Source organism: Lysobacter sp. CA199, from assembly GCF_052078715.1.
Taxonomy (GTDB): domain Bacteria; phylum Pseudomonadota; class Gammaproteobacteria; order Xanthomonadales; family Xanthomonadaceae; genus Lysobacter.
This window is the reverse complement of sequence record NZ_JBQJIL010000013.1, coordinates 102,834-126,730: the sequence shown is the minus strand read 5'-3', so window position 1 is coordinate 126,730 and position 23,897 is coordinate 102,834. Positions and strand designations below refer to the sequence as shown.

Sequence of the window (23,897 nt, the reverse complement as noted above, 5' to 3'; positions counted from 1 at the left end):
ATCCTTCGGAGCGCAACCCCGATGAGCCCCTCGTCCCCGTCCACCCCCGCGCCCGGTTGGGCCGTAGCCATGCGCCGGTTCACCCACTACCTGTCGCAGGACTTTCTCGGCGGCCCGCGTCCGTGGAAGCTCGCCTGGGTGGTCAATTTCCAGAAAGCCGGCACCTTCGTCTTTCTAGGCGCCTTGATCGCCTACTACCAGAACACGTCCACCGCCGCGTGGATCTACCTGGCGATGCACGGCAGCTACGGCCTGGTGTGGATCATCAAGGACGTCGCGTTCCCCGATCCGAGTTGGCAGGTCAAGGTCACTATCGGCGGCGGCATCAATGCGTTCGCGAGCGTGCTCGGCTGGTACTGGGTGTTCGGCTGGCTGCTGATTTCCGCGCCGACGCCGCCGGACTATCCGCTGCCGGCGCCGGTCTGGTTCTGTTTGTGCATCAGCCTGTGCATCGTGGGCTGCGCGATCATGATCGCCGCCGATGCGCAGAAGTATTTCACCCTGCGCCTGCGCGCCGGACTGATCACCGACGGCATGTTCCGCTACGTGCGCCATCCGAATTATCTCGGCGAGATCATGATCTACGGCAGCTTCGCGCTGATGGTCTGGCACTGGCTGCCGGCGCTGGTGCTGGCCTGGGTGTGGCTGGGCCTGTTCGCTGTGAACATGGCGCTCAAGGAAGCGAGCATGTCGCGATACCCGGAATGGTCGGCGTACAAGAAGCGCAGTTGGTGGTTGTTGCCGGGCTTGTTCTAGGCCGATGAGCGGTTGACCGGCCGCGCGCGCGCGAAGCGCAAAACTCCGGCGAGAAAGATAAAAACTCCGACGGACGATCAACGTCCGCCGGAGCGGGTCGTCGACGCGAGCGCTGCCAGGCGCGGCGGGCCGGACGGACTAAACAGACGCGGTTGCGCGGCGCTTATTTCGGGCAGGCGGTGAACTTGCCCTTGTCGTCGCGGCAACGCTTGGTTTCGGCCTTCTTGGCACAGGCGATGAACTTGCCCTTGTCGTCGCGGCAGCGCTCGGTCGCGGCCTTGGCCGGGGCAACCTTGGCCGGCGCGACGCTGGCCTTGGCGGCCGGAGCGGCGGCGGGTGCGACGGCCGGCGCGGATTTACCCGTGGTCGGTTGCGCCGCGGGCGCGGGCTGCGGCGCGGCGATCGCGCCCAGACTCAGGGACAACAGAACGGCGGCGAGCGAAACGGCGAGCGTACGGCGCATGGCGAAATCTCCCTGGAACGCGACCGGAACGTGGATCGCAGGGCGATGCTAGCAATCGATACACACCGAATGCGTGTTCTTGGGATTAATTTTACTTAATGAAGCTGGCTATCTGACGCAAGGCCGCGCCGTCAGCCTGCTCGTCGCGGTCGCGGCTTGCGCCGCTCCTACAGGAAGAAACCGGGCCGGCGTTGGCGGTTGCAGGAGCGGCGCGAGCCGCGACCGCGCAAACCGGCTTACACCGCAGGCCATGGGCCACGTCCCATCCATACCGCGTCACTGCCCCACTCGCCCTCAGGCCAGCCGCGTCCCATTCGGCACCGGCCGCTCGATGGTCGTGATGACCACGCCCTCTTCGGTCGGAAACCCGGTCAGCAAGAACTCCGACACGAACGGCCCGATCTGCTTGGGCGGGAAATTGATCACCCCGACGATCTGGCGGCCCACGAGATCCTCCGCCGCATACAGATGACGGATCTGCGCGCTGGTCTTGCGCGTGCCATAGGGGCCGAAATCCACCCACAGCTTCCACGCCGGCTTGCGCGCCTGCGGAAATTCCTCGACCTGCAGCACGGTGCCCGCGCACAACACGACTTTCTCGAAGTCGCTCCAAGCGATCGATGCGTGCTCGGCGGTCGCGCCGGTTTGATCCTGACTCATGTCCGGGTTCCTTCTGTCTTGTCCTTCCACCAATCCTTGAACTGCGCCCAGCCGTAACTTAACTGAGCGGCCAACAGGCCGGCGGGTTTCATCGCCGAGACCAGGCCGTAGTCGGACAGCTCGCGCCAGCGCTCGTCGCCGTGCGCGATCGCCGCAGCCAAGACCTCGCCGGCGAAGGTGGTCGGCGCCACCCCGTGACCGCCGAAGGCCTGGGCCAGCCACAATCCGTCGTCGACCCGTCCAATCTGCGGCATCTGATGCCGCGCATAACTCATCAGGCCGGACCAGGCGTAATCGATCCGCGCGCCGGCCAATTGCGGGAACACCTTGAGCAAGTCGCGATACAGCAACCGCTGCACCTCGCCCGGCGAGCGGTCGCGCACCGAAATGCGCCCGCCCCACAGCAGCCGCGTATCGGCCAGCGGCCGGTAGTAATCGAAGGCGAAACGGCTGTCGTAGACCGCCGCGCGCGTGTGCAGGGCGCTGTCCAGGCGCGCGCCCAAGGGCTCGGTGACCATGACGTAGGTCGCGATCGGCATCACCGCCGCATCCACCTCGCGACGCAGACCGGCCAGATAACCGCCGCAGGCCAGCACCACCTGTTCGGCCTGGATGTCGCCGTGCGGCGTGCGCACGCGCCAGCCCGCCGAGCTGCGTTCGAGCCCGATCGCGGGCGTGGCTTCGTGCACGCGCACGCCACGCGCTTGCGCCAATCCGGCCAGGCCGTGGGCGTATTTGAGCGGATGAAAATGGAATGCCTGCGGTTCGAACAAGCCGTCGAAATAACGCTGACTGTGCACGCGTTCGCGCAGACGCTCGCGCGGCCACCACTGCCAATGGGTGTCGTAATGCTCCGCCAGCAGGCGCTGGCGCGAACGCAGCACCTGTTGATCGCGGAACCAATTGGCCCAGATGATGCCGGCTTCGGTCGCATCGCAGTCGATGCCATGGCGGTGGATGCGCGAACGGATCAGTTCCACCGCTTCGAGCGTGCCCGCATACAAAGCGCGCGCGCGTTGCGGCCCGAGCTCGCGCAGCAACGCGTCTTCGCCGCGCGAAAATCCGCCGAACACGAAACCGCCGTTACGCCCGGAAGCGCCGTGGCCGACGCGCTGCGCTTCGATCAGCGTCACCTCATCCACGCCGCGCTCGGCCAGGCCCAAGGCAGTATTGAGCCCGGCGAACCCGCCGCCGATCACACACACCCTCGCCCGAGCCGCGCCCTCGAGCGCCGGCCACCGGCGATCCTGGTCGAGACTGGCGCGGTAGTAGTTTTCGGCGGGTATGGACATGGGTGGATCGGAACGGTTTGATGGCGGCCAGTCGACAGCGAGGGGCCCATCGCGGACCGCGCCGTGCTTGCCGAGATCGCAGACGATGGACATCCACCGCGCCGACCTAGCCTACCGCAGACGCAGCCTCCGACTGTTGCTGGCGCTGCTGTGCCTGTGCGCGGTCGGGCTATGGCAATTGCACGAATGGCTGCAGATCGTGCAAGCCCGGGCGAGCGGCGGCGATGCTGCGCAGGCGCGACGCTGGTTGCGTTGGGCGATCGCCGGATTGCTCGCCTCGCCGGTGGTCCCGCTGCTGTTGTGGGGCCGCAGCCTGCGCCGCCTGGGTTCGGCCGCGCGCCAGGAGCAGCGTTTTCCGCCGCGCGCCTGGAAAACCTACCGCGACGTGCGGGTGCTGCGCGACCGCGCCGCGCAGGATTGGTCGCGGCGGACCGAACGCATCGGGCGGGTCGCGCAGTATGGCGCGGGGTTGTTCGGGGTTGCGGCGTTGGTCGCTTGGGTTTGGCTCAGCTGACGCTGGGCTTAGCGCTGATTTCGGCGCCGAATGGAACGTGGAAGCTTACAAGCCGTCGCTGCGACCTACTCCCTCTCCCGCTTGCGGGAGAGGGCTGGGGTGAGGGCCCACGACTTCCGGCGCGCGCCGCAAGCTAGAAACTTCGCGTACCCTCATCCGGCCCTCCGGGCCACCTTCTCCCGCAAGCGGGAGAAGGACTCCAACATGTAGATCTTCAGTACTGAAGCAGAAGCTTCGTACTTAAGCCAGGTCTTCCACGCCCAACTCGCTCAATGCGTTCTGCATCAGCAGCCGCGCCGAATCGCTGAGCTTCTCGTGATCGAGCGCGTAGCGAATCGTCGCCTCGATCAGGCCCAGATGGGTACCACAGTCGAAACGCGTACCCTGGAAACGATAGGCGTTGACGGTTTCGCGTTCGAGCAAGGTCGCGATCGCGTCGGTCAACTGGATTTCGCCGCCGGCGCCGGGCGTGGTGTTCTCCAACAACGCGAAGATGCTCGGATTGAGCACATACCGACCGACCACCGCGAGATTGCTCGGCGCCACATCGGGCTGGGGCTTTTCGACGATGGCGCGGATGCGGCCCTGGCGGGCATCGAAGTTCTCGGTAGCCACGATGCCGTAGCTGCCGGTCTGCTCGCGCGGCACATCCTGCACGGCGATCACGCTGGCGCCGCTGCTTTCGGCCGCGTCCGCCATCTGCTTGAGCGCGCCGGGGCCGCGGTTCCAGATCACGTCGTCGGGCAGCAACACCGCGAAGGGTTCGTTGCCGACCACTTCCTTGGCGCACAACACCGCATGTCCCAGGCCCAAGGCCTCGGCCTGGGTCACGAACACCGCGCGCACGCCGGGCGGCAGCACGTTGCGGATCAGCTCCAACTGCTCGGTCTTGCCGGAGCGTTCGAGCTTGTGCTCGAGCTCGTAAGCCTTGTCGAAATAGTCGGCCACCGCATGCTTGTAGCGGTTGGTGATGAAGATCAGGGTGTCGCAACCGGCTTCGACAGCTTCGTCGACCGCGTACTGGATCAGCGGCCGATCGATGATCGGCAGCATTTCCTTAGGGACGGTCTTGGTCGCGGGAAGGAACCTTGTGCCGAGGCCGGCGACGGGGAAAACGGCCTTGCGAATGCGTGCAGCCATCAAATCTTCCTAGCGTTGCGAGCGGGAAACGCAACCACGGTAGCCGATTCCTTGTAGTCGGGGTGTTCGCCGACCGGCTGGAATTCCGGAACCGCGATGCGCAGCAAGCTGCCGAGCGCCTCACGGTCGTAGCGGATCGAAGCCTCGCGCAGTTGCTGCAGCGAGTGCTCCAGCGCACTGCTGGACACGTCGCGAGGCTCGGCCTGCAGAATCTTGGGGTGCACCGTCGGGCGATAGCGCTCGTCGGCGTGGAACAGGGTTTCGTGCAGCTTCTCGCCCGGGCGCAGGCCGGTGTAGACGATCGCCACGTCGCGGCCGGGCTGCTTGCCGGCCAGACGGATCATCTGCTCGGCGAGCAGGCGGATCGGTACCGGCTCGCCCATGTCGAGGGTGTAGATCGCTTCATGGGTGCCGATCGCCGAGGCCTGCAGGATCAACTGGCAGGCTTCCGGAATGGTCATGAAGAAACGGGTGACTTCCGGATCGGTGACCGTGACCGGGCCGCCGCTGCGGATCTGTTCGCGGAACAGCGGCACCACGCTGCCGGCCGAGTCGAGCACGTTGCCGAAGCGCACGGTGACGAAGCGGGTCTTGCGCTGGTCGGCCAGCAACTGGCAGGTCATCTCGGCCAGTCGCTTGGTGGCGCCGAGCACGTTGACCGGGTCGACCGCCTTGTCGGTGGAGATCAGCACGAAGGTGCCCACGCCCGCGGAACGGCAGGCGCGCGCGACGGTCTCGGTGGACAGCACGTTGTTGCGCACCGCTTCGCGCAGTTGCGCTTCCAGCAGCGGCACCTGCTTGTAGGCGGCGGCGTGGAAGGCGGCATCGGGCTCGGCCAGCTTGAGCGCGTATTCGATGACCGCCTTGTCGCCGCAATCGCCGAGGATCGGAATGAACTCGACATCGGGGAAATCGCGGCGCAGCGCGGTTTCGGTGGTGACCAGGGCGAGTTCGTCGATCTCGATCAGGGCGACGCGGCTGGCGCCGTGACGCGCGCATTGGCGGCACAGCTCCGAACCGATCGAACCGCCGGCACCGGTGACCAAAACAGACCGCGCACCCAACCAGCCGCGGATCGCCTTCCAATCCGGCAACACCGGCTTGCGACCGAGCAAGTCCTCGATCGCGACCTCTTTCAACTCGCCCGGCAACGAACGCCCTTCCAGCACGTCCTGCAGACGCGGCACCATGCGGAACGGCACCGCGGTGCGCTCGCAGGCCATGACGACGCGCTGCATCGCATTGGCGTCGGCCGAAGGCATCGCGATCACCAGCAGCTTGGCCGCGGTTTCGCGCGCGATCTCGGCGACGTCCTCGACCCGGCCCAGCACCGGCACGCCCTGAACCTTGCTGCCGCGCAGTCGCGCGGCGTCGTCGAGGAAGCCGACCGGATGGTAGGTGCCGAAGCGGCGCAGATCGCGCACCAGCGCTTCGCCGGCGCGGCCGGCGCCGAGAATCAGGATGCGCACCGAAACCGCATTGGCGTTGTCGATGCGGCTGTCCTTCCAGGCCCGATACAGCAGCCGCGGCGCCCCGAGCATGCCCATCAACACCAGCGGATACAGCACCAGCACGGTGCGCGGCACCAGGTCGACGCGGTTATAGAGGAACAGGCCGAGCACGATGGCGAACAGGCCCAGCATGCAGGCCTTGAAGATGTTCCAAAGATCCGGGACGCCGGCGAATCGCCACAGCCCCCGATACAGACCGACCTGCCAGAACACCAGGCCTTGCGCGACCAGGACCAGGGCAATCTCGGTCGACCACAGCGGCAACGGCGGCGGCGAAGCGACCACGCCGAAGCGCAGCTTGTGCAGGGCTTGCCAGACCAGCCAGACCATCGCGAGATCGTGCGCGACCACCGCCAACCGAGGCAGTCCGCTTTTGAGCCGATCACGCAATGAACTCATTCCTGCCTCGTCTGTAAAAAATACAAGTTGGTTTGCTCAGCCGTCCCGAGCGCCGGATCGCGCGTCGGCCCGTTGGATCAGCCACCAAAAAAAAGCGCCGGATATATACCACCCGGCCCCCATACACAGCATGAAACCGCTTCGGACTTCGGTCACAAGGTGCAGCGAGGCTAAGGCCAAACCCGTGAAAACGGTATAGGCAATAGTGACTCGGGTATGACCGATGCGCCTGGCCCACACCTGATAGGCATGCTGGGTGTGCGGGGTCCACCAGCGTTCGCCACGCCGCATGCGCCTGAGCAGGGTCAGGCTGGAATCGACCATGAATGCGGCCAGTGGGATCAGCAGCAGCCAGGCCCGGGCGCCCAGCCCGCTGCCGGCCAGGGCGCTCAGCGCCGCGATCGCGTAGCCGATCGAACCGCTGCCCACATCGCCCATGAAGATCCGTGCGCGGGGGAAGTTGAATGGCACAAACCCCAGACAGGCCGCCAGCAGCGCCAGTGCCAGCCAGCCCCAGACCGGACCGCCGAACCAGGCCAGCCCCAGCGCGACCAGGGCGGCCTGGGACGCGGCCAGACCGTTGATCCCGTCCATGAAATTCCAGACGTTGGTCAGCCCGACCGCAAGGACGAAGGCGGCCAAGGCCAGCCAGGGATCGCCGCGCAGCTGCCAGATCGCCCCGGCCAGGATCGCCGCGGCCAGTACGTGCACGCCCAGGCGAAGCCAGGGCGACAGCGGGCGGTGGTCGTCGACCCAACCGATCGCCGCGACCAACACCAGCCCGATCGCGAACGCCAGCGCCAGCGGCGCCTGCGCGGGAAACCGCAGCCCCAGCGCGATCGCCGCGACCAGCACCGCGGCGACGATAGCGATGCCGCCGCCGCGCGGCGTGGCCACGCTGTGGCTGCGGCGCTCGCCGGGTTCGTCGATCATCTTGCTGCGCAGCGCGTAGGCGCGCGCCAGCCAGGTGCCTGCCGCGCCCAGCGCCGCGTAGATCGCCATCCACTCCCACATCGCTCAAACCACCGCGTAATTCAGCAGCGGCTTGATCGATCCCCACTCCTTGCAACTGGGGCATTGCCAATGGTGGCTGCGCGCGCCGAAACCGCAGCGGTTGCAGCGGTAGCTGGGGTTGCGCACCAGCAGCTGATCGGTGATGTGTTTGAGGTCGTGCAGGGTCGCCAGCGGGTCGGCGTTCTCGGCCAGGGTCAGATCGATCAGCGCGGCCTCGCCGCGCACCGAGGGACGGTCCTTGAGCTGGCGCGCCAGGTACGCGCGCGCGGCCGGCACGCCGTCCTCGGCTTCGACCATGCGGGTCAGCGCCAGCACCGGCGCGATGCCGCGGTAGTGTTCGCACATCTCGGCCAGGAACGCGCGCGCGCCGGTGGCGTCGCCGTTGCGCTCATAGCAGCTCAGCAGCGAGGGCAGCACTTCGGGCAGGTAGTCCGGGTCGGCGCGGGCCACGCGTTCGAAGGCGCGGATCGCCGCGGGGTCGTTGCCGGCCTCCACTTCGATGCGGCCCTCGAGCATGCCGGCGCGCACCGAATTGGTATCGGCCTCGTAGGCGCGCTTGACCGCGGCGCGCGCAGCCTCGCTCTCGCCGGCGGCGCGGTGGCGGTCGGCGAGCTCGCATTCGAACTGGGCGATCAACTTGCCCATCGGCTCGCCGGTGGCGGCCTCGAAGCGCCGCGCGTTCTCGATCGCCTTGTCCCAATCGCGTTCGGACTGATAGATGCCGATCAGGTGACGCAACGCCAGCGGCGCGTTGTCGAGCGCGACCAGATCGCTGAACACGGTCTCGGCGCGGTCGAGCAGGCCCGAGCGCATGTAGTCCTCGCCCAGCGCCAGCAACGCCTGCACTTTCTGCTGATCGCTCAGGCCGGGCCGTTGCACCAGCGCTTGGTGCAAGCGGATCGCGCGATCGACTTCGCCGCGACGGCGGAACAGATGGCCCAGCGCGACCTGGGTCTCGAAGGTGTCCTTGTCGAGTTCGGCGATATGCAGGAACAGCTCGATCGCCTTATCGGGCTGCTCGTTGAGCAGATAGTTCAGGCCGCGGAAATAAGTGGTCGACAGGCGGCTGACCTGATTGTCGCTATGGCGCTCGCCACCGCGGCGGCCGACGACCCAGCCGCTGACCGCGGCGACCGGCAACAACAAGAAGAACCAGAACCACTGACTGATGAATTCCATGCTCAGACCTCGGGCCCGGTGAGCGTCGGCTGAGCCGCGGCGGCGCTGCGTTCGGCGCGCTCGGCGCGGGCCAGGCGGCGGCGCAACGGCAACACCACGCTGGCGCTGATCGCCAGGCCGCCGATCAACGCGCCGATCAGCAAAGCCACGATCAGGGCGATGCCCAACGAGGTCGCCGGAATGAAGCCGATGCCCAGGTCGATGCTGACCAGTTGCCGGTTGAGGGCACCCAGGATCGCGCCGGCGGCCAGACAGATCAGGGCGATGAGAAGACGGATCACGCGCATGTGGGGTTCCGATCAGTCGTGCACGATCTCGTGCGTGTCGCGCCTAGCTTAACGGACGCGGATGGACGCGGCGTATAGGCGCCGCCGCGAGGAGCGGGCGCGGCACCGAACCGCGGGCGCGTCGATGCGACCCAGGACGGCAGCCGGCGGGCATCGGGACGCTGAGTTCGGGGGTGAGACGAAAAACGGCAGTGCGGGCTAGCCTGCCCCGCGAAATCGCGCGGCCGCCGCGGAACGGACGATCAGGTCTCTTCGTCCAACGGCGTGACGCCGCTGACGCGTTCGCGCAGTTCCTTGCCGGGCTTGAAGTGCGGCACGTGCTTGCCGGGCAGCGCGACCGATTCGCCGGTCTTGGGATTGCGGCCCAGGCGCGGCGGACGGTAGTGCAGCGAGAAGCTGCCGAAACCGCGAATCTCGATCCGCTCGCCGGCCGACAGGGCACCGCCCATCATTTCCAGCAAGGCCTTCACCGCCAGATCCACATCGTCGCCCTTGAGATGGGCCTGACGCTGCGAAAGGATCTCGATGAGCTCGGACTTGGTCATGCGGAGTGTTGCCTGGCCTTATGAAGGTCGTGAGGAAGACTGCGACATCGCGATTACCACGCGATCCCCTGCCGCAGACCCAAGGCGGCCGGCCAATGCCGGACCGCCCCGGTGGTGCATCGCGGCTGGCCTGGGGCCGGACCGCGACGCGGATGTTGCCGGCCCGGACGAATCCGGGCCGTATTGCGATGGAACGCGAAGCCGAGGATTACTCGGACTTGCCGCTCAGACGCTCGCGCAGCAACGCGCCGAGGCTGGTGGTGCCGCTGGCGGCTTCGGAGCTCTGGCGGCTGTAATCGGCCATCGCTTCCTGCTGCTCGTGCTCGTCCTTGGCCTTGATCGACAGCTGCATGCTGCGACCCTTGCGATCGGTACCGATGATCTTGGCCTCGACTTCCTGGCCGACCTTCAGGTACTGCGAAGCGTCTTCGACGCGCTCCTTGGCGATGTCGCGCGCGGCGACGTAGCCTTCGATGCCATCGGCGAGTTCGATCGTGGCGCCCTTGGCGTCGACTTCCTTCACCACGCCCTTGACGATCGAGCCCTTGGCGTTGGAAGCCACGTACTGACCCATCGGGTCCTGCTCGAGCTGCTTGACGCCCAGCGAGATGCGCTCGCGCTCCGGATCCACGGCCAGGACCACGGCTTCCAGCGTGTCGCCCTTCTTGAAGTTGCGCACGATGTCTTCGCCGGTGGTGTTCCAGCTGATGTCCGACAGGTGCACCAAGCCGTCGATACCGCCGTCCAGGCCGATGAAGATGCCGAAGTCGGTGATCGACTTGATCTGGCCTTCGACCTTGTCGCCCTTCTTGTGGATGGCCGCGAAGGTCTCCCACGGGTTCGAGGTGACCTGCTTCATGCCCAGCGAGATACGACGACGCTCTTCATCGACGTCGAGCACCATGACCTGAACTTCATCGCCGACCTGCACGATCTTGGACGGGTTGACGTTCTTGTTGGTCCAATCCATTTCGGACACGTGGACCAGACCTTCGACGCCCGGCTCGATCTCGACGAACGCGCCGTAATCGGTGACGTTGCTGACCTTGCCGAACACGCGGGTGTTGGCCGGGTAGCGACGGGCGATGTTGTCCCACGGATCCTCGCCCAGCTGCTTGAGGCCGAGGCTGACGCGGTTGCGCTCGCGGTCGTACTTGAGCACGCGGACGTCGAGTTCCTGACCGACTTCCACGACTTCCGACGGGTGACGCACGCGCTTCCACGCCATGTCGGTGATGTGCAGCAGGCCGTCGATGCCGCCCAGGTCCACGAACGCGCCGTAATCGGTGAGGTTCTTGACCACGCCCTTGAGGATCGCGCCTTCCTGCAGCTTCTCCATCAGCTGTTCGCGCTCGACGCTGTACTCGCTCTCGACCACCGCGCGGCGGGAGACGACGATGTTATTGCGCTTGCGGTCCAGCTTGATCAGCTTGAACTCGAGTTCCTTGCCTTCCAGGTAGGCGGAGTCGCGCACCGGGCGCACGTCCACCAGCGAACCGGGCAGGAAGCCGCGGACATCCTTGATGTCGACGGTGAAACCACCCTTGACCTTGCCGCTGATGCGGCCGGTGATGGTCTCGTTCTTTTCGAGCGCCTCTTCGAGCTCGTCCCACACCATGGCGCGCTTGGCTTTCTCGCGCGACAGTACGGTTTCGCCAAAGCCGTTCTCGATCGAGTCGAGTGCGACCTTGACCTCGTCGCCCACGGCGACGTCGATCTCGCCGGCGTCGTTACGGAACTGTTCGATCGGCACGATGCCTTCAGACTTCAGGCCGGCGTTGATCACCACCACGTCGCTGCGGACTTCCACAACGGTACCGGTGACGATGGCGCCCGGCTTCAGCTTGGCCAGGTATTGCTGGCTGGCTTCGAACAGTTCGGCAAATGATTCGGTCATTGGATTGAATATCTCAGTTGAACACACGGATCGCACCGTTTGACATCGTTGCCGTCGTGGCAACGCAAGCAGAACGTGGTCGACCCACCCGTTATGTGATGCGATGGAACTGCATCATGTGTTGTGGTTGATCCATCGCGGAATTGCGATGGGATTTAGGTGTCGCACTTGCGGTACAGCGTTACCGATGCCGCGAAGGACTTCGCTCGCGTCGCGTCGTTCAGCGCGCAGGCAACAAAGCCAGCACCTGATCGACTACCGTGTCGATTCCAAGACCGGTGGTATCGATGCGGACGGCGTCGTCGGCCGGTCGCAAGGGAGCCACCGCGCGCTGGGCGTCACGGGCGTCACGGGCAAGAATCTCCCGCAGCAGACCGTCTAAGGTAACGCTAACTCCCTTGTCTTTCAACTGCTTATAGCGCCTTTCCGCGCGCTCGTCGGCGCTGGCGGTCAGAAAGACCTTGAATGGGGCATCCGGGAAGATCACCGTGCCCATGTCGCGGCCGTCGGCGACCAGCCCTGGCGCCTGGCGGAAGGCGCGCTGGCGGTCTTTCAGGGCGGCCCGGACCTCCGGGATGGCGGCGATGGCCGAGGCGGCCGCGCCGGCGGTTTCGGTGCGCAGCTCGTCGGTCGCGTCCTGGTCGTTGACCAGCACCCGCAGCTCGCCATTGGCGTCGTCGCGGAAGCCGATGCGGGTATCGAAGGCGCAGCGGACCAGGGCGGCGGGGTCGGCCAGATCCAGATCGGCCCAGCCGGCCGCCACGCCGACCGCGCGGTACAGGGCGCCCGAATCCAGGTAATGCCAGCCCAGGCGCTGGGCGATCAGCCGGCTGATGGTGCCCTTACCCGAGCCGGAAGGCCCGTCGATGGTCAGGACAGGGATGGTGGTGATGCTGTCGGAAGATGCGCTGTTCATGCGTACCATTATGCGGCGGATGGACGCGATTTCGGCTCCGATTGGTCCGCGATCGGCGCTCGATGCGGCGCAAAGGCCTTCTGCCCGCGCGGCCGTCGCGCCGAAAACGCCGCATGGACCGCCCCGGCGAAGGCCGGCGAGAATGGCGAATCCGGCCTGATTTGCCTTCGATTTCGTGGCACGGACCCGGCCCGAGCCGCCCAGCCTATATTTTTTCTACGCAAGCACTTGATCGGACGGAGATTTATCCGCTACAATCTCGGGCTAACTTTTCCACCCCGCTTCTTTCACCTAATTTTTGCCGAGGTCTCTCATGAAGGTCCTGTCCTCCCTGAAGTCGGCGAAGGCCCGTCACCGCGACTGCAAAGTCGTCCGCCGCCGCGGCAAGGTCTTCGTGATTTGCAAGTCGAACCCGCGTTTCAAGGCGCGTCAGCGCTGAAAACCGCAGCCGGCGGATTTTAAGTCCGCCGCGCCAGGTTCAAGTCGAAAGCCGCCACGAGGCGGCTTTCTTCGTTCCGGCCCCCTCGCCGGCCCCAAAACCCCCTCGCCCCGCCTTCGCCGTGGCCGTCTTCACTGAACCGTGACGGCCGCACGCTGCCGCTGAGCGTCACCTTGTGCCTAGAATCCCGCGTCCTTTGACGAGGTGGATTTGCCATGAAACTGCGCATTGCCGTTGCACCCTTGCTTGCCCTGCTCGCCCTGTCCGGCGCCGCCTCGGCCGAGACCCTGTTGATCGAGCGCGTGCAGCAGGAGGGCAAGGCCCTGCTGCCGACGCGCGGCCAGAGCATGGACCAGGTCAAAGGCCGCTACGGCGAGCCGACCCAGCGCCTGGATGCGCGCGGCGGCCAGAAGAAACAGTGGCCGCAGATCAACCGCTGGGTCTATCCGGCCTTCACCGTATATTTCGAGAAGAGCCGGGTGATCGACGTGGTCGCGAACAAGGCCGACGCCAACGAAGTCGGGCCGAAACCGCCTATCCTTTGAGGTTATGACTAACAACGCATTGCGCTTCCCCGCGGAGTGGGAACCCCAATCCGCGGTCCTGATCGCGTGGCCGAACGCCGACACCGACTGGGCCGATCGCCTGGGCGAGGTCGAAGAAACCTACATCGCCCTGGTCGCGGCCATCACCCGCTTCCAGCCCGTGCTGATCTGCGTGGCCGACGACGACGTGCAGGCGTATGCCCGCGCGCGCCTGTCCTCGGCGCGGATCGACATGGGCGCAGTGCGTTTCATCGACGCGCCCTACGACGACACCTGGCTGCGCGACTCCGGCCCGATCACGCTGAAGCGCGGTGACGAAGGCTTCCGGTTGCTCGATTTCCGCTTCACCGGCTGGGGCGGCAAGTTCGACGCCAGCCAGGACGATCTGCTGGTGGAACGCCTGCACGATCAGGGAATCTTCTCGAAGAGTGATCGCCAAAGCATTGATTTCGCTTTAGAAGGCGGCGGCATCGAGACCGACGGCGCGGGCACCTTGCTGAGCACCTGGCAGTGCCTGCACGAGCGCCACCCCGAGGCCAGTCGCGAGGAGATCACCACCAAGCTGTCCGGCTGGCTGCACCAGGACCGGGTGCTGTGGCTGGACCACGGTTATCTCGAGGGCGACGACACCGACGCCCATATCGACACCCTGGCCCGCTTCGCCGCGGCCGATGCGATCGTCTACCAAGGCTGCGACGATCCCACCGATTCGCACTACCCCGAACTGCAGGCCATGGCCGCAGAACTGGCCGCGCTGCGCACCCGCGACGGCCAGCCCTACCGCCTGTTCGCGCTGCCGTGGGCCAAGCCGATCATCGATGAAAACCGAAGACTGGCAGCAAGTTACGCCAACTTCCTCATCGTCAACGGCGCCGTGCTGATGCCTGCGTACGGCGACGCAGCCGACACCGCGGCGCAGGCCGTGCTGGCGCAGGCCTTCCCGGACCGCGAGATCGTGCCGGTGCCGTGCCGCGCATTGATCTGGCAGAACGGTAGCCTGCATTGCGTGACCATGCAGTTGCCTGCTGGCTTGATCGCGGGCTGATCCCACCCACAGCCCGCCGAGCCGACCGATTCGGCGGTTTTCGCTTCGCCCCTGAAGCGATCGCAAGCTGATCTGCGTCATCGGTTGGGACCCGATTGCATCGGGCGTACCGCTCCGACAATCTGCGTCATCGCCACGCCACCTTCGATGCGCGGCCATGGGAATGTATGCATCAAATTCTCGTCACGGCCGGCGTCGCTCTCACCGCGGCCGCGCTGCTTTCCGCCTGCGGCGCCCGCAACTACAAACCGCAGACGCCCGGCAACGGCACGGCCACGCTGAATATGAGACGCGGCGCCATGCACCTGGGCGGCAAGTCGCTTCAGGTTTATGCCGGTTATCGCGATGCCAAATGCTCGAAGACGCCGGGAACCGGACGCCTGGGCTGGATGCTGACGTATGCCACGCTCAACAAGTCGGCCGTCGTCGACACCAGTCAGCGGCTTTATCTGATCGCTGGATTGCATGGCTACTCGGTCAGCGGCGCGCCGCCGGTACCGCAAGGGCGAGCGGGTCTTTATCTAGTCCAGGGAAGCTGCCTCAACCTGGTCAGTTTCACCCCGCAGCCGCAGCACACGTACGAAGTCGTCCAGGAGGGCGAGCCCGAATCGTGCTCGCTGCGAGTCGTGGATGGGAGCACCGGCCAAGCGCCGCCGGATCTTGCCCTCGAGGATCCCCGCAACTGTCCCGTCGCGACCGCCAACTGAGCTGCGGACACGCGGCGGCAACCACGATCATCGGCTTTACAATGATCGACCCCACGCTCGTGATCGCGACCAGACGATGAAGCCCACCACCCTCCCCGTCGCCCTGATCCAGGACCGCGACCACGGTTCGCGCGAGGCCAACCTGGCCAATATCGAAAGCCGCGTCGGCGAAGCCGCCAAGCAAGGCGCCAAGCTGGTGCTGCTGCAGGAACTGCACAACGGGCCGTATTTCTGCCAGCACGAGTCGGTCGCCGAATTCGATCTGGCCGAACCGATCCCGGGACCGAGCACCGAGCGCCTGGCCGCGTTGGCCAAGCAGCACGGCGTGGTGCTGGTCAGCTCGCTGTTCGAGCGCCGCGCGGCCGGGCTGTATCACAACACCGCAGTGGTGTTCGACGCCGACGGCTCCACCGCCGGCAAGTACCGCAAGATGCACATCCCGGACGATCCGGGTTTCTACGAAAAGTTCTATTTCACTCCGGGCGATATCGGTTTCGAGCCGATCGACACCTCGGTCGGCCGTCTCGGCGTGCTGGTGTGCTGGGATCAGTGGTACCCGGAAGGCGCGCGCCTGATGGCGCTGGCCGGCGCCGAACTGCTGCTGTACCCGACCGCGATCGGCTGGGATCCGGACGATCAACAAGACGAGAAGGATCGCCAGCGCAACGCCTGGATCCTCAGCCACCGCGGCCACGCGGTCGCCAACGGCTTGCCGGTGTTGAGCGTCAACCGGGTCGGACACGAGCCCTCGCCCATGGCTTCTGAAAAGAGCATTGGCGCCTCGGGCATCCAGTTCTGGGGATCGAGCCACGTGTTGGGACCGCAGGGCGAATACCTGGCCGAGGCCAAGACCGCTGAGCCGGAAATCGTCATGGCCGAAGTCGATCTGGGCCGCAGCGAGCATGTGCGGCGGATATGGCCGTTCCTGCGCGATCGCCGCATCGACGCCTACGCCGATCTGCTCAAGCGGTACCGCGATTGAGCGCAGCCGCGCCCTCGCCATTGCGTCTGCGCCCGGCGGTCGAGGCCGATCTGGGCGCGATCGCAGAGTTGTACGCACACGAGGTGCGCGAGGGCGTGGCGACTTACGAGTACGAGGTACCCGACGACGCCGAGATGCGCCGCCGCTGGCGTGCGATCGTCGATGCCGGCTATCCCTATCTGATCGCCGAATTCATCGAAGCCGGCGGCGCACGGTTCGCCGGCTACGCCTACGCCACCTCGTACCGGACCCGGATCGGCTATCGCTGGACGGTCGAGAACTCGGTCTACGTCGATCCGGCCAGCCACGGCCGCGGCGTCGGCCGCGCACTGATGCAGCGTCTGATCGAGGACTGCACCGCGCTGGGCTTCCGGCAGATGGTCGCGGTGATCGGCGACGGCACCAACGCGGCCTCGGTAGCCCTGCACGAGCGGTTGGGCTTCCAACTGGCCGGCGTGTTCCCGGGAATCGGCCGCAAGCACGGCCGCTGGTTGGATACCGTGCAGATGGTGCGGCCGCTGGGCGAGGGCAAGCTCGGCGAGCCGGATCAGAACGTGCCTGGGCTGCCGCTTCGCTGAGCCATTCGTGCGGATCGCGCGATGGCAGCGCGTGGCGGTGATGCGAGCGGCTCTCTCTGTCGCTCGCCGGAAGCTCCGTCGTCGCCGTGCTATCGCGGTCGCAGCTTGCGCAGCTCCTACAGTGGCTCCGTGTAGGAGCTGCGCAAGCTGCGACCGCGCTATTTCGGCTACGCCGAAAGCCCCGCTGTACTGCCTCGCCCGCAGGAGCATCGCGCGCACAATTCAACACATTCTGGCCACGCTCGGTCCCCGTCCGCGGCAGCCAAACTGGCTATGCTGAGTTTGGCCGTTCGCCCGACGAACGGTCGCAATAAAACGAACGGACGTGCTATTTTTTACCCATGTCAGCCTTGACCGCCACCAATAAAGGCGCCGCCACCCGCGACGCCATCCTCGATCAGGCGTACGGCATCGCCTGTTCGGCCGGGCTGGAAGGTCTGTCGATCGGCCCGCTCGCGGCCGCGGTGGGCATGTCCAAGAGCGGCGTGTTCGCCCACTTCGGTTCGCGCGAGGACCTGCAACTGGCGGTGCTGGACATGGCCGGCCAGCGTTTCGTCGCCTACGTGATGCTGCCTTCGTTGAAACAGCCGCGCGGCCTCACTCGCTTGCGCGCCATGGTCGACGCCTGGTTCGACTGGTCGCGCCACACCGACGGCGGCTGCGTGCTGCTCGGCGCGGTCAGCGAGTACGACGACCGCCCCGGCACCCTGCGCGACTGGGTGGTCGAGCAACAAAAGCGCTGGCGCCAAGTGCTCGGCCGCGCCGTGCAATTGGCCATCGACACCGGCGAACTCGGCGCCGACACCGATACCGAGCAACTCGCGTTCGAGATCTACGGGCTGGCCTTGATTGTGCATCACGATGCCGGCCTGTTCGGTTTCGACGCCGCCACCGCACGCGGACGCCGCGCCTTCGAGCGCCTGGTCCGGTCTTATTCCGCAACTCCCCCCACCGTCTGAGCGATCGACGAGGCCCGTCATGTATCCGCTTATCGCAAAAATTAGCACGACCGTTCGTAACGTAATCAAGCTATATCGCCTGCGCTTCGGCTTTCTGATCGGCGCCTGGTTCGCCCCCGAAACCACCATGCGCCGCGCGGCCGAACTGTTCTGCACCCCGTTCGCCTCGACCCGCAGCCGCGCCCTGGCCGCGCCGACCTTCGATGCCCGCGAAGAACGCCTGCAGATCGAAGGCCACACCATCGCGACCTATGTCTGGGGCGATCCGCAGCGCCAGCCATATGTGTTGTTTGCACACGGATGGTCGAGCCACGGTACGCGCATCGCCAAGTGGCTGCCGCAACTGCGCGAGGCGGGCTATGCCGTGGTCGCCTTCGATCAACCCGCCCACGGCCGCAGCGGCGGACGGCTGGCGACCCTGCCCGACTTCACCTCGCACCTGTACGCGGTCGGCGAGCACTACGGCCCGGCCGCGGCGGTGATCGGCCATTCGCTGGGCGGCGCGGCGGCCCTGTTGGCGATGGCGCGCGGCATGCGCGCCGAGCGCGCGGTGCTGATCGCGCCCGCGGCCGATCCGGTCGCGGCGATCAAGCGTTTCGCCGGATTCCTGTGGGTCGGCGAGGACCTGTGCCGGCGCATGTTCGCCTACTTCGAAGCGCGGATCGGAATCAGCTTCGACTCGCAACAGGCGCATCGCAACGCGCCGACCATCGCCCGGCCGGCGCTGATCGTGCACGACCTGGACGACCGCGAAGTGCCCTGGTCCGAGGGCGAGCGCTATGCGCGCTACTGGCCCGATGCGCGCCTGCTGAGCACGCGCGGGCTGGGCCATAACCGCATCGCCGACGACGGCGACGTGATCGTCGCCGCGCTGCGCTTCCTGCACGGCGAAGCGGTCGGCGACAAAGTGGTGTCCAGCGAGAACCTGCCGTACGGCTTCGCCTGAGCGGCCGGCCGCGACGGGCGATTGCGTAAGCAGTCATTGACCGGTGTCACGCGACCGGTCTGGCCGGGGCCCCACCCCTCCCGCTTCGGCCAGACCGTTCGCTCTGGGGAACCACGGTCGCGGCAGCGCGCCGCGATCGCGCGCCGGCGACGCCGCCCGCTTGGGCCAGCCGATTAGGCAAACTCATCCCTCGGACCGCGTTAGCACCGATTCGGACACGATCCAGACCCTGGTCGAAGCCGTCCTCCACCCGGCTCCCGCCGCCGGGCGCGGACCGCGGTCGCAGGTTTGCCGGCACCCCGTGCAGCCTCTATGCTGCGGGCCTTTCTGTGCTCCGGCACAGCTGATCGCCGCGCGAGCCAGAAGCCCACGAATGAATGAACCGCTGAACGACGGCCTGCACGGCCAACCGCATGCCATCGTCGAACGCGACGGCGTCCGCTACACCCTGCTGGGCACCGCGCACGTCTCCCAAGCCAGCGTCGACGCGGTCCGCGACGCCGTCGGCAGCGGCCGCTTCGACGCGGTGGCGGTCGAACTCGACGCGCAGCGCCTGCAGGCCCTGACCGATCCGGACGCACTGGCCAAGCTCGATCTGATCCAGGTGATCCGCTCGGGCAAGACCGCGCTGTTCGCCGCCAATCTGGCGCTGGCGGCGTATCAACGCCGGCTGGCCGAGCAGTTGGGCATCGAACCGGGCGCCGAACTCAAGCGCGCGGTGCTGGAAGCGCGCCAGCGCGAGCTGCCGGTGCATCTGATCGATCGCGAGGTCGGCCTGACCTTCAGGCGCGCCTCGCAGCGGCTCGGATTCTGGGGCCGGACCAAGCTCGGCGTCGGTCTGATCAGCAGCCTGTTCGCCGCCGATGAGGTCGGTGAGGAAGAAATCGAGAAGCTCAAGCAAGGCGACATGCTCGAATCGAGCTTCGGCGAGTTCGCCGCCGAAAGTCCGCAGTTGTACGAGACCGTGATCGCCGAACGCGACCGCTACATGGCCGCGCGCTTGCGCGAGACCGTCGGCGAGTCGCGCGAAGTGCTGGCGGTGGTCGGCGCCGGGCATCTGCAGGGCCTGGCCAAGCATCTGCGCGAGGACACCCGGGATCCGGTCGAGCAGCGCACTGAACTGGAACAGGTCCAGACCAAGAGCAAGGTGCCGTGGGTGATGATCCTGATCACCACGCTGATCCTGGCCGGCATCGCCTGGGGCTTCTGGAAAGGCGGCGTGGCGGTCGGCACCGACCTGTTGCTGCAGTGGGTGCTGTTCACCGGCGGCCTGGCCGCGCTGGGTTGCCTGCTCGCGGGCGGACATCCTTTGAGCATCATCACCGCCGCGGTGGTCGCGCCGCTCAAACCGTTCCGACCGGGCGTGCCCACCGGGGCGCTCAGCGCGCTGGTCGAAGTGCACCATCGCAAGCCGGCTTATGGCGACTTCATGGCCTTGCGCGACGATGCGCAGACGCTCAAGGGCTGGTACCGCAATCGGGTCGCGCGCGTGGTGCTGAACTTCATGCTGACCAACATCGGCACCGGCATCGGCGTGTGGCTGGCGGGGTTCCGGATCGCGAGCAAGCTGGTCGGTTGACCTGCCGCCACGCCGCGACGGCAACAGCTATCGCTCACGAAAAAAGCCGGCTTTCGCCGGCCTTTTTCATTTCAGCATCGTCGCAGGGCCGCCGCGGAATTTCCGCCGCCCCCGACTGCGTTGCCTATGCCGCCCGGTGCATTGGGCGGCTGGCTCGCATATCAGTTGCAGTCCAGACGGTAGCGCCACTCCTCGTCCGTAATCAACAGGCACCAGAAGCCGCCGCCCGCGTCTTGCGCTGCGACCGTGCCAGGAGTCGTCGTGGCGGCGGACGCCGTCATGCCGGTCGTGGATACGGTGAGGAAGGCGCACAGCAGCGCGAACTTGAGTTGATTTTTCATGTGTCGTCCTTGATGGGTCCGGTAAAAGTCCGTTCCGACGGAATGGACGTGGCGACGTTAACGAGCCGCGCCCACCGCAGTCAAGCCGGCATTATGCGGCCGTAGCGGGTCGCCTCGGCTCACGCCTGCGCAGGTGCCTCACCCTCCAGTGCCTGCGCGGGTTTGCCGCGCGAGCGCCGCACGATCGCGGCAGTGCCGGCGCGCAGGTCGTCCAGGATCGCGTAAATCGTCGGCAGGAACAGCAGGCTGACCACGGTCGAGAACGCCAGACCGCCGGCGATCGCGCGCGCCATCGGGTAATACGGCGGCATGTCGCCGCTGGTCTTGGTCGACAGTGCGATCGGGACCATCGCCAGGATCGCCGTGCCCATCGTCATCAGAATCGGGCGCAACCGCTCGCGGCTGCCTTCCACCAACGCTTCGGTGCGCGACAACCCCCGCCGGCGCAGGTTGTTGATATGTTCGATCATGACGATGCCGTTGTTGACCACCACGCCCATCAGCACCAACACACCGATAAAGGACATGATTCCGAAAGTCGTGTCGGTCAGCCAGAACAGCCAGAACACGCCGAACACCGAGAACAGGACGCCGCTCATGATCGCCGAGGGGAACAGCAGCGACTCGAATACCGCCGCCATCACTACGTAGATCATTACCAGCGCGATAACCAGATTGAACATCATCTGTTTGCCGGCATCGTCGTCGCGCTGGAACGCGCTGCCGTCGAAGGAATAGCTGTAGCCGGCCGGGAACGCGACGCGCTTGAGGATGTCCTCCATTTCCTTGCGCGCCTCCGGGGTAGTGACCTTGACCCCGAGATTGGCCTTGATGGTCAACGTCGTCTGGCGGTTGACCCGGCTGATCTGCGTCGCCGACGGCGTCACCTCGACGTTGACCATGCTCAGCAACGGCACCGTGCGTCCGTCCGGAGCACGCACGGTGAACGAGGCGATATCGGCGGTGCTGAACTCGTCGGCTCCAGCGAACCGCGCCCACACCTGCACTTCGGTATCGCCGCGCCGGAATTCGCGCAGGGTCGCGCCGCGCAAGGCCAGACCTACGAACTTGGATACTTCGTCGGCGCTGAAGCCGAACGCCGCGGCGCGTTCGCGGTCGACCCGCACGCGCAGTTCGTTGTTGCGGTCGCCGGCGTCGATGCGTACGTCGCGGAAACGCGAACTGCGGGCGAGGATCGGCACCACGTCCTGAGCCAGGTCCTGCAATACCGTGCTGGAGTCGCCCACCAATTGCACCTGTACTTGGTCCTGCTGACCCTGATCGCCTCCATTGCCGATGCCGATGTCGGCGCGCGCCGATTTCGGCAGTCCCTTGCTGATCTCGTCGGCGATCGGCTTGGTCTGCTTGACCTGATCCATGTCGAAGGTGATCACGGTGCTGGCGTCGCCGTCCTCGCTGTAATACGAGTACACCTGAGTGATATGGAACTTTTTGCGGTTCGCGTCGAGGTAATCCTCGACTCGCTTGACCTCGCCCGACATCTGCTCCTTGGTGTAACTGCCCTTCCACTGGTAGTAGATGAAAGCGTTTTCGCCGCCCTCGCCGCCGAACATGTCGAACTTGGTCTTGGTGATCGGAAGCAGGCTGACCGCGATAACCAGCAAGATACCGAGCACGCTCCAGCCGCGATGCTCCAGCGTCCAGCGCAGCAAGCCGGCGTAGTGCCGCTGCAGGGCCGGTATCAGGCCGGTAGCGCGATTGATCGTCGGCGGAGTTTTCAGACGCGAGGAAATCATCGGAATCAGGCTGACCGCGACCAGCCACGACGCCAGCAGCGAAACCGAGATCGTCACCGCCAATTGCGCCATGAAGATCTTGATCTGGTTGGTGTCGCCGAACAGATTCGGCACGAACACGATGCAATGGCACAAGGTTCCGGCCGACAGCGCAATGGCGACGTGGCGGGTGCCGATGATCGAGGCCAGCCGCGGCTGGTCGGGCATCTTCTCGCGTTCCTGGTAGATGCTCTCGACCACGACGACCGCGTTGTCGACCAGCATGCCGACTGCCAGCAACAACCCCATCATGGTCAGGATGTTGAGGGTCACGCCGACGAAGTACATGAAACCCAGGGTCATCACGAAACAGATCGGAATCGCCAAGGTCACCATCAGCGTCGAAGGCCAATGGCGCAGGAAGAAGAACAGCACGGCCATCGACAGGACCAGGCCGACCGCACCGGCCTCGGCCAGTTCCAACAGCGAGCTGGTGACCTCCTTGCCCTGGTTCGCGATGATCTTGAACTGCACCCCGCGCAAGGCCGATTCGCTCTTGATCTTTTCGACTTCGGCCAAGGCCAGGCGCGACACCTCGACCAGATTCGCGCTGCGGTCCTTGAAAATATCCAAACCTACCGCGGGCCGGCCGTCGAGGCGGCGGCCGTAGGCCATGCGCTTAGGCTTGTAGCGAACCTCGGCGATATCGCCCAGGCGCGTACCCTTGGCATCGATCACCAGATCGCGCAGTTCCTGCAGGTCGGTGATCTCGCCGACCGGCTGCACCCGCAAACGTTGTCCGCCGTCTTCGATTTCGCCGGCGGAGACCGAGAAATTGACCGCCTGTAAGCGCGTGGTCAGTTCATTGAGGCCGATGTTGTGAGCGGTAAGCCGGTCCGGCGCGATCGCGATCTCCACCTCGTTGGGCGAAACACCGGAGATTTCGACCTTCGCCACGCCGGGCAGACGTTCGATCCGACGCTTGAATTCGCGATCGATCAGCTCGTAAGAGCCCGACAGATCGCGCTCGCCGGCCAGACGGATGCGCAGGATCGCCTGATCGTTGGTCGAGAACTTGAAGACGAAATAGCGTTGCAAGTCGTCAGGCAAATCCTGGCGAATCGCGTCGATTCGTTCGCGGGCCTCCGAAGCGGCGATGGCGACGTCACGATCCCAATCGGCGAATTCGATCACGACCTGGGCGTTGTCGGCGCGCGCCTGCCCTTCCAGGCGCTTGATGCCGGCCATCGTCGACAACGCGTCCTCGGTCGGACGCAGCACGATGCGCTCGATCTCCTCGGGCGTGGAGCCCGCGTACGGCATCTGCACGACCAGGAACGGGAACGAGACCGACGGAAACGCCTCCAACGGCAGCCGCACCGCCGCGATCAGGCCGATCACGAACAGCGACACGAACATCATGATGACCGTGACCGGCCTGCGAATGCTGAGTTCGGCAACGCTCAT

24 protein-coding genes are annotated in these 23,897 nt (G+C 65.9%); 11 read left to right on the top strand and 13 right to left on the bottom strand.

What is annotated here, in order from left to right; translation table 11 throughout:
* Nucleotides 1–21: 21 nt before the first annotated feature.
* Nucleotides 22–756 carry a methyltransferase family protein gene (locus ACTOWJ_RS23040; protein ID WP_441336958.1) on the top strand — a complete coding sequence of 245 codons (735 nt, stop codon included), beginning with the start codon at nucleotides 22–24 and terminating at the stop codon, nucleotides 754–756.
* Between the two features lie 163 nt (nucleotides 757–919).
* Here the strand turns inward: ACTOWJ_RS23040 and ACTOWJ_RS23035 are convergent, their stop codons facing one another.
* The 3 genes from ACTOWJ_RS23035 to ACTOWJ_RS23025 all read right to left on the bottom strand — a co-directional run bounded on the left by ACTOWJ_RS23035 (nucleotide 920) and on the right by ACTOWJ_RS23025 (nucleotide 3,171).
* Nucleotides 920–1,219, bottom strand: a complete 300-nt coding sequence (locus ACTOWJ_RS23035) for a hypothetical protein (protein ID WP_441336957.1) — start codon at nucleotides 1,217–1,219, stop codon at nucleotides 920–922.
* A gap of 294 nt (nucleotides 1,220–1,513) precedes the next feature.
* Entirely contained in the window at nucleotides 1,514–1,879 is a 366-nt protein-coding gene (locus tag ACTOWJ_RS23030) for a tRNA-binding protein (RefSeq protein ID WP_441336956.1), read from the bottom strand.
* The gene (locus ACTOWJ_RS23025) at nucleotides 1,876–3,171 is read right to left on the bottom strand and encodes an NAD(P)/FAD-dependent oxidoreductase (RefSeq protein ID WP_441336955.1); all 1,296 of its coding nucleotides are present in this window, start codon (nucleotides 3,169–3,171) and stop codon (nucleotides 1,876–1,878) included. The genes ACTOWJ_RS23030 and ACTOWJ_RS23025 overlap by 4 nt, the downstream gene beginning before the upstream one ends.
* Nucleotides 3,172–3,256: 85 nt before the next feature.
* Here ACTOWJ_RS23025 and ACTOWJ_RS23020 point away from each other — a divergent pair, with 85 nt between their 5' ends.
* Entirely contained in the window at nucleotides 3,257–3,685 is a 429-nt protein-coding gene (locus tag ACTOWJ_RS23020) for a hypothetical protein (RefSeq protein WP_441336954.1), read from the top strand.
* A gap of 240 nt (nucleotides 3,686–3,925) precedes the next feature.
* Here the strand turns inward: ACTOWJ_RS23020 and galU are convergent, their stop codons facing one another.
* The 8 genes from galU to cmk form a co-directional block, all read right to left on the bottom strand.
* A complete protein-coding gene (galU, locus tag ACTOWJ_RS23015; RefSeq protein ID WP_441336953.1) occupies nucleotides 3,926–4,825 on the bottom strand; it encodes a UTP--glucose-1-phosphate uridylyltransferase GalU in 900 nt (299 codons plus the stop codon).
* Complete coding sequence (locus ACTOWJ_RS23010; protein ID WP_441336952.1) at nucleotides 4,825–6,735, bottom strand: polysaccharide biosynthesis protein; 1,911 nt, start codon at nucleotides 6,733–6,735, stop codon at nucleotides 4,825–4,827. Before ACTOWJ_RS23010 ends, galU begins: the two co-directional genes overlap by 1 nt.
* A gap of 36 nt (nucleotides 6,736–6,771) precedes the next feature.
* Nucleotides 6,772–7,737 (bottom strand): MraY family glycosyltransferase, encoded by a 966-nt coding sequence (locus tag ACTOWJ_RS23005; protein ID WP_441336951.1) that lies wholly within the window; start codon nucleotides 7,735–7,737, stop codon nucleotides 6,772–6,774.
* A gap of 15 nt (nucleotides 7,738–7,752) precedes the next feature.
* Nucleotides 7,753–8,928, bottom strand: a complete 1,176-nt coding sequence (lapB, locus tag ACTOWJ_RS23000; protein ID WP_441336950.1) for a lipopolysaccharide assembly protein LapB — start codon at nucleotides 8,926–8,928, stop codon at nucleotides 7,753–7,755.
* Between the two features lie 2 nt (nucleotides 8,929–8,930).
* Nucleotides 8,931–9,215 (bottom strand): lipopolysaccharide assembly protein LapA domain-containing protein, encoded by a 285-nt coding sequence (locus ACTOWJ_RS22995; RefSeq protein WP_441336949.1) that lies wholly within the window; start codon nucleotides 9,213–9,215, stop codon nucleotides 8,931–8,933.
* 242 nt (nucleotides 9,216–9,457) lie between these two features.
* Complete coding sequence (locus ACTOWJ_RS22990; RefSeq protein ID WP_441336948.1) at nucleotides 9,458–9,760, bottom strand: integration host factor subunit beta; 303 nt, start codon at nucleotides 9,758–9,760, stop codon at nucleotides 9,458–9,460.
* A 208-nt stretch (nucleotides 9,761–9,968) separates the two neighbouring features.
* A complete protein-coding gene (gene rpsA, locus ACTOWJ_RS22985) occupies nucleotides 9,969–11,657 on the bottom strand; it encodes a 30S ribosomal protein S1 (RefSeq protein ID WP_441336947.1) in 1,689 nt (562 codons plus the stop codon).
* Nucleotides 11,658–11,877: 220 nt separating this feature from the next.
* Complete coding sequence (cmk, locus tag ACTOWJ_RS22980) at nucleotides 11,878–12,573, bottom strand: (d)CMP kinase (RefSeq protein WP_441336946.1); 696 nt, start codon at nucleotides 12,571–12,573, stop codon at nucleotides 11,878–11,880.
* Nucleotides 12,574–12,886: 313 nt separating this feature from the next.
* Between cmk and ykgO the strand changes: the two genes are divergently transcribed.
* The 9 genes from ykgO to ACTOWJ_RS22935 all read left to right on the top strand — a co-directional run bounded on the left by ykgO (nucleotide 12,887) and on the right by ACTOWJ_RS22935 (nucleotide 20,353).
* Entirely contained in the window at nucleotides 12,887–13,012 is a 126-nt protein-coding gene (ykgO, locus tag ACTOWJ_RS22975) for a type B 50S ribosomal protein L36 (RefSeq protein WP_010342887.1), read from the top strand.
* Nucleotides 13,013–13,227: 215 nt separating this feature from the next.
* Nucleotides 13,228–13,557 (top strand): hypothetical protein, encoded by a 330-nt coding sequence (locus tag ACTOWJ_RS22970; protein ID WP_441336945.1) that lies wholly within the window; start codon nucleotides 13,228–13,230, stop codon nucleotides 13,555–13,557.
* Nucleotides 13,558–13,561: 4 nt separating this feature from the next.
* Nucleotides 13,562–14,602 carry an agmatine deiminase family protein gene (locus ACTOWJ_RS22965; protein WP_441336944.1) on the top strand — a complete coding sequence of 347 codons (1,041 nt, stop codon included), beginning with the start codon at nucleotides 13,562–13,564 and terminating at the stop codon, nucleotides 14,600–14,602.
* Nucleotides 14,603–14,769: 167 nt separating this feature from the next.
* Complete coding sequence (locus tag ACTOWJ_RS22960) at nucleotides 14,770–15,309, top strand: hypothetical protein (protein ID WP_441336943.1); 540 nt, start codon at nucleotides 14,770–14,772, stop codon at nucleotides 15,307–15,309.
* A gap of 76 nt (nucleotides 15,310–15,385) precedes the next feature.
* Nucleotides 15,386–16,291: a carbon-nitrogen hydrolase gene (locus tag ACTOWJ_RS22955; RefSeq protein WP_441336942.1), complete on the top strand. Its 906-nt coding sequence runs from the start codon at nucleotides 15,386–15,388 to the stop codon at nucleotides 16,289–16,291.
* Nucleotides 16,288–16,869 carry a GNAT family N-acetyltransferase gene (locus tag ACTOWJ_RS22950; protein ID WP_441336941.1) on the top strand — a complete coding sequence of 194 codons (582 nt, stop codon included), beginning with the start codon at nucleotides 16,288–16,290 and terminating at the stop codon, nucleotides 16,867–16,869. The genes ACTOWJ_RS22955 and ACTOWJ_RS22950 overlap by 4 nt, the downstream gene beginning before the upstream one ends.
* A gap of 341 nt (nucleotides 16,870–17,210) precedes the next feature.
* Nucleotides 17,211–17,828 (top strand): TetR/AcrR family transcriptional regulator, encoded by a 618-nt coding sequence (locus ACTOWJ_RS22945; RefSeq protein WP_441336940.1) that lies wholly within the window; start codon nucleotides 17,211–17,213, stop codon nucleotides 17,826–17,828.
* Nucleotides 17,829–17,847: 19 nt separating this feature from the next.
* Entirely contained in the window at nucleotides 17,848–18,774 is a 927-nt protein-coding gene (locus ACTOWJ_RS22940; protein WP_441336939.1) for an alpha/beta hydrolase, read from the top strand.
* A gap of 373 nt (nucleotides 18,775–19,147) precedes the next feature.
* The gene (locus ACTOWJ_RS22935; protein WP_441336938.1) at nucleotides 19,148–20,353 is read left to right on the top strand and encodes a TraB/GumN family protein; all 1,206 of its coding nucleotides are present in this window, start codon (nucleotides 19,148–19,150) and stop codon (nucleotides 20,351–20,353) included.
* Between the two features lie 161 nt (nucleotides 20,354–20,514).
* Here the strand turns inward: ACTOWJ_RS22935 and ACTOWJ_RS22930 are convergent, their stop codons facing one another.
* Both ACTOWJ_RS22930 and ACTOWJ_RS22925 read right to left on the bottom strand, forming a co-directional pair.
* Nucleotides 20,515–20,694, bottom strand: coding sequence for a hypothetical protein (locus tag ACTOWJ_RS22930; RefSeq protein ID WP_441336937.1), 180 nt, complete (start codon nucleotides 20,692–20,694; stop codon nucleotides 20,515–20,517).
* Between the two features lie 119 nt (nucleotides 20,695–20,813).
* Nucleotides 20,814–23,897, bottom strand: a complete 3,084-nt coding sequence (locus ACTOWJ_RS22925) for an efflux RND transporter permease subunit (protein ID WP_441336936.1) — start codon at nucleotides 23,895–23,897, stop codon at nucleotides 20,814–20,816.